5 protein-coding genes are annotated in these 5049 nt (G+C 49.7%); 1 reads left to right on the top strand and 4 read right to left on the bottom strand.

The window, feature by feature from the left end; translation table 11 throughout:
• The first annotated feature begins 710 nt into the window (after positions 1-710).
• The gene (locus H1D44_RS20530; protein ID WP_238984612.1) at positions 711-1244 is read left to right on the top strand and encodes an SOS response-associated peptidase; all 534 of its coding nucleotides are present in this window, start codon (positions 711-713) and stop codon (positions 1242-1244) included.
• Positions 1245-1608: 364 nt separating this feature from the next.
• Here H1D44_RS20530 and H1D44_RS21125 read toward each other — a convergent pair whose 3' ends face one another.
• The 4 genes from H1D44_RS21125 to H1D44_RS20510 form a co-directional block, all read right to left on the bottom strand.
• Complete coding sequence (locus H1D44_RS21125) at positions 1609-1764, bottom strand: DUF4113 domain-containing protein (RefSeq protein WP_275299115.1); 156 nt, start codon at positions 1762-1764, stop codon at positions 1609-1611.
• A 347-nt stretch (positions 1765-2111) separates the two neighbouring features.
• Complete coding sequence (locus H1D44_RS20520; protein ID WP_181517122.1) at positions 2112-3035, bottom strand: hypothetical protein; 924 nt, start codon at positions 3033-3035, stop codon at positions 2112-2114.
• Positions 3036-3118: 83 nt separating this feature from the next.
• Positions 3119-3769 carry an abortive infection system antitoxin AbiGi family protein gene (locus H1D44_RS20515; protein WP_181517121.1) on the bottom strand — a complete coding sequence of 217 codons (651 nt, stop codon included), beginning with the start codon at positions 3767-3769 and terminating at the stop codon, positions 3119-3121.
• A gap of 187 nt (positions 3770-3956) precedes the next feature.
• Positions 3957-4850, bottom strand: a complete 894-nt coding sequence (locus H1D44_RS20510; protein ID WP_181517120.1) for an LAPAL motif-containing putative phage structural protein — start codon at positions 4848-4850, stop codon at positions 3957-3959.
• Positions 4851-5049: the final 199 nt, after the last annotated feature.

The following is a 5049-nucleotide window of genomic DNA, read 5'->3' as shown; positions in this document are numbered from 1 at the left end:
TCCGAGGTGCTCAAGAAATCAGTCGCTGGACCGGACACCCTTCAATAGTGTTGCGCTTGGGACTTGAGACCGCCGTTGCTAAGGAAAGCTTCCGTCAGGGTGTGGGCTATCAAGCAAATTGACACGACAACCCTGCATCTATGTGGGGAAGGCACTCTAGAAAGCAACCAGAAGCGTCGCGTAGTACTTGAGGCACTGCACTGCGGCCAGTACCAAGGCGCGGTGCGGATAGGCGACTCAGGCTTAGTGATCAACTCTCGCCAGCTTGCAGCCGTAGTGCCGCTCGAAAGCCTACGCCTGGTGGACGACAACAATTGTGCCGAGTGGCAGGAGCGTCTCTGGGTCGTCTCCCACGTGCCTCAGCGCATGTGGCTTTACGAAGGCAACTTGGTTACAGAGCCGAACCCATCGGGTGCATCACCAGCTCTGATAAGCCGTGAAGATGTCTCGCGCATACGCAACCAGGCTCGCCTGGATACCGCCCCTCCAGGGGAGGTCGTGTTCCGCCCTGGCGATAGCCTGGAAGATCCTGAAAAGGATATTAGAGTGGCTATAGAGGATGCTCAAAAAAATCGAAAAAATCACCGGCGACCTCAATGACCAAACTAAGTGCATCACGTAACTTTCAGGTCGTTTTAAAAGCAGACAGTTATGCCAAGGACAGCGCGTGTCGTCCAGATGAAGGCTGGAGAAAGCTCTAGACTGGCAGCATGTATGGACAATTCTCTCAATTCAACGCCTACCCGCGGCTCGCCAAGCGCCTACGAGTCACTATGACCGAGGCCCAGCCGCCCACGCGGTACAATATCGCACCGGGCACCTGGATATCTGGTTTCCGGCAAACGGCACATGACCGGCCGCCTGAGCAGCTCAACTTTTGGTGGGGATACCGCCCCAAGTGGGCCAAGGGACGCGCCGCCCAGCCAATCAATGCCCGGGTAGAGACGGTGGCCACCAGTGGCTACTTTAAGCACGCCTTCGCCCGTTCCCGCTGCATTGTTCCTGCCGATGGCTGGTATGAATGGTTGACGACCGAGACCGGCAAACAACCGCACTACATTACCCGCACTGACCGTGAGCCGATCGCGTTCGCCGGCATCTACGCCGAGCGGGAGGATGGCTCGCTGGGCTGCGCGATTCTCACCGAGCCGGCGCAGGGCACTGCCGCTGAGGTTCACGACCGCATGCCGCTGATTCTTGACCACGCCAGTCTTGAGCCATGGTTTGACCCTGACCTGACCTGACCTGACCGATCGGGAGACGATCCGCCATGTGGTGCGTCATCTGGATGCTGGTCTGATCGAGCACTGGCCAGTGAGCAGAGCCGTGAACCGACCCGGCAATGATAAGGATGCGGGGCTGATCGATCCGCATAGCTTGTAAGATATTTCCTACAAAATGAAGCGGCAATTTCTTACACGAGTTCATAACCTACGTAACAACACGCTTCGCTTGTAGCGGCTACCGTTGTATGTAACGGGCAACGGAGAGCCCTACAGGGAAGGCAGAGCGACGGATTGCTCAGATCCAAGGATGCTCGAGCAGGATGCTCGAGAAGGTAGTCAAGGAAGCGAAGATTCAGCCCGGCCTCACGGCCGGGCTTTCGCGTTATAGCGCCTTCACCGATGGCAGCTCCTCCCATCGGGTTGAATAGCGCTTGGTGAGGTGGGCGCAACGCAAATGCCATGCTGCCCCGGGGCTAGGCGTGCCGAGCTTGACGGTGCCGCGGCCCATTCTGCTGTTCAGGTCATCCATCACGTTCATCAGCTTCTGGCTGTGCTGCCGTTCGGCGTCGCTTTGGGGCACTGTGGTCTGGGGCATCGGACTGGCTGGCCTTCAAGGCGGCGTAGAGGGCCGTCTTGCTGACCTTGATCCGTGCGGCGGCCTCGCGCGCCCACGCTGCCAGCCTGTGGGGTGGCAGCGTCTGGGAAGGGGCGGCCTAACAGAAAAAAAACGCCCCCTTCCTGTACGTAGAAATTTTTACGTGATTTCTTTACGCAAAACCGCCCTTCCAGGGCCTTCTGGAGGGGCGGGCTACGCGCGTAAAGAAAACGACCATATGGTGCACAGCAGCTATCGGCCAGAAGCGGTCCTTCGCACCCTTACTAACATCACGTGCTTGTCGCGTGCATGTTATTGCTAGAGATCTCCTTAATCAAATATTTTGCTAGAGATTTTGATATATCAAAACAGAAATCAAAAACCTCAGGGCTTACTTTAAATCTATCACCAATCGGTTCCACGCACTGAGTTTCATCTTTAAATTTTTTATCAACTATTCCATTTTTATGTGCGATGATATTCCTCAATCTACAGAGATAGAAAAAATCCCTGGACTTTATTGCTTTACAAGTCTCCGAATCAGACCCTAGGAGAAAAGCATACGCTGAGCCCATTGACGCAGAATTTGAACAAGCGTTTATCTCCAAAGCAACATCACCCAGCCTTTCGGAAAGATTAAACTCATGTTCTTTAAAGTGCTCGTAGGAAATATTCTTTTTATTCCAATATGGACTAGTCATCGAAGATTCAAAAAAAGCAATAGCCAAATCCTTGTCCTGATTAAGAATTGTCCTAACAACATCGCGAACAAGACTTTCAGTCGCACTCCAAAGGATAACAATACTTTGACGCAGGGTTGAGAAATTTGAAGTCGCAATAGCTTCATCTTTCTCAAGTTCATTAAGAGTTTCGACAACGCAATTCAAAATCTCCGTGTCTTCTTTTGCATCCAGCTCTTCCTTAGTCAATTTCTGTGCTTCATGTGCTATACGATCACTGTCTTCATGATATCCGCCACGCAGAGCATTTGCATGTGCCAACAGCAGATTTTTCTGAAAAACCTGATTTGCTTGCTTCTCTAACTGTGCATGTAATATGAGATTGAAAGATGACTGAACGACACAGAGCACCTCATTCATATTCGCAACGTATGTTTCAAAAACCGACTTAAGCGAATCGCTCGGCAAAGACGTGAGATCAATCTCTTCAAGCCAATGTTGTTTCCTTGTCTGTAGGAAAAAATTGCTCTTCATGCTCTTGCACCTTCTAACGCCCTGAATAACCGCCGTTTGGAACTCCAGCGCAAAACGGTCGGGTTAATTCATTTGTAATCCCACTATGCATCCTCAATAAATTCCCATGCGAGAACGCTTGTTTCTGTAATGCCGAGTTCCGATAGCTTTTTCCGGATCATTGGCAAAGTCTCTTTTGGCGCTACTATCGCCTCGATATCAGTTTTATCAAACTGAAAATCACCAATACACCTCCATTCCCGCTCGCGATAATAGGTATTTTGGGGGTCGCTATCGAAGTCAGTGATCTTTAGGAAGTTAGCCAAAAATCCGCCAACTTCCTCTTGTTTTATCTCTACCACTTCGTGTTTATTTCGCTCTGCCTGGTGCAGCATCTTCATTCCTTGCTGCTCCCAAAAACCCGGACCGCATCCAAAAAATTCACCGGCCATTCTTTGAAGTTCCGGATTGGGAATAAGTCTTTTCACAGCAGGCAAGTTCTGTTTCGGGATGTACAAAACAGGAACAAAGCTTCGATGGACTGCTTCCGCCTTAAACCCAATTGCTACTTTTCCGTAATAAGGAGAGTGGGATGGCAAGTCCTTGAGCGGGATGTCGGTTACACAGCAAAAACTATCAGTATCTAGACCATCAGCGATGGTTTCTATACACGTTGCCAGCAACTTCGAGGATTCCAGAATTAAACATAGAGTTTCACCCCCCTTTGCTGGGTCGAGAGCAACACCTTGTTCCATTATATCCTTCGGACACCGAGCAAGAGACCAGTCAACACCCTCCGGTGATCCAGTGAAATGCCAGTAAACGTTTGAATAATACCTTTGAGACATGGCTTAAAGCTTCCCTTGGGGCTAACGCCGCGCTCTGCGGCAACTTTGGAGCGCAGCGGAAAAATTGTCCGACAGCAGCGCCTTGTTCAATGCACTAAACCTTCGCCTCGGTCTGCGTTACGTGCGGAAGGTGCTTTGCTACTTCTACAACCTCGTACCGGTCATTCGAGTATATTCCAGTATCTTCGTCTTTGGATTGATATATCTTAAGCTTTGCCTCAAGCTGATCACCTGGCGCGATTGTAATTTTATGCGCAAAGAAATCGTCATAGAACTTTTCATCCAGAACAGGTGCAGAGATTTTGAAACCCCTCCAAACAAATTCCCACTTTCGTTTTGAGCGCTCAAGAATTGCTCGTTTAATGAACAGCGTAGCTGCCTCCTCAATTTCGCGAGTGGGCTCTGCTATATCATTCGGGTTACTGAGGAGGAGCATCTCTTTGCGGGAGATTTCAATTTTCGGCTGCTCGTCGGCAAGATTATTCGTAAATCCAAAGCTGGTTATATTTTGATCTCTCTCGATACCGCTTGAAATTCGAGACACGCTTTTCTTGAATTTTTCAGACTTCTGAACTTCCTTTGTTGCTTCATAGGTTGAGCGCGGAACAATAATGGTCTTGTCTCCTTGCTTAATTATAACCTCGTCGGAATTGACGTTAATTGTCACATTAGAATCCGGGGCGAGAGTATGCTCATATATGAAGCTGGCTAAAACTCCGAGTGCAATTGCTTTTAGGTTATCCTTGCTAAAGATGTTGGCGGCAGACTTGTAGGTTGTTTTGATCTTGGCTCTAAAGCTGCCCTCACCAAAGGCTTCTACAAGAACCTCAACATCGTAACCGGGGTTGATGACTGAGTTCGCGTCTTTGACTGCGTCAGCGATAGACACCAAAGTAGAAGCAAGCGTGTATGCGTTTATTTTCTTCCGCTCGCCTCCGAAGTGAAGCACCACTTCTTTGTTGTATTCTTCGATGTTGACTACTTGCACACTGCTTCCTTATGCATTGAACAGTTGTATTATATGGCATGCTTGATGTTCCACTTGAACGCGCATGCGCGTTTAACAATGTTATGCTGCGCGCTCGGCCGTGCTCATCCTATTGAAATCCCTAGGTGTCGGGTCCCGTGTGATTGACTACCCGTTTGGAAAATAATTCAGGCCGCTTGGTCTGCCATTCTTTCATCGC

The organism is Billgrantia kenyensis (genome assembly GCF_013697085.1).
GTDB classification, from domain to species: Bacteria; Pseudomonadota; Gammaproteobacteria; order Pseudomonadales; family Halomonadaceae; genus Halomonas; species Halomonas kenyensis.
This window is presented reverse-complemented; position numbering and strand designations above follow the sequence as displayed.